This window comes from Pseudomonas sp. Ma2-10 (assembly GCF_054330215.1).
This window is the reverse complement of the sequence record NZ_JBTEYL010000083.1, coordinates 1-529: the sequence shown is the minus strand read 5'-3', so window position 1 is coordinate 529 and position 529 is coordinate 1. Positions and strand designations below refer to the sequence as shown.

The 529-nt window shown below is 58.0% G+C and carries 1 protein-coding gene; it reads right to left on the bottom strand.

Annotated features, from left to right (window positions below; genetic code table 11):
- Positions 1 to 529: IS66 family transposase (gene tnpC / locus ACXPVS_RS27395; protein ID WP_458512659.1), on the bottom strand; the 529-nt coding region annotated here is incomplete at both ends.

The following is a 529-nucleotide window of genomic DNA, read 5'->3' as shown; positions in this document are numbered from 1 at the left end:
GATGTGGTTGTTATCAATAGGCACCGCGCCGTCATCCAGATAACGTGACAACGCCGTCCAGCGTTTCAGGCTGTAATCCAGGGCCTTGGCGATGGCCACACCCTCGTGTACCAGCTCGCGCTGGGCGATCATCCAGGTGTGCAGCATGTTCATCACGGGGACGGCTTTTTCTTGCCGTATTCGGCGTCGGACATCTGGCTCCAGGTCGCGGATCTCACTCTCTATTTCGTAGAGCAACTGGACATAGCGCAGAGCTTGCTCGGCGAGCGTGCTTTTGTTCGTAGCGTGCAGGTCGAAGAACTTACGCCGCGCATGGGCCATGCAGCCGATTTCGGTCACGCCGAGTGCGAAACTGGCTTTGTAACCACCAAAATCGTCGCAGACCAGCTTGCCTTTCCAGTCTTGCAGGAAGTTGCGTGCATGTTCGCCTGAGCGGCTGGGGCTGAAGTCGTACACCACTGCGCGGATATCGGCAGACGCGGTGGTTGCATAGGCCCAGACGTAGGCCCGATGGGTTTTCTTCGAGCCA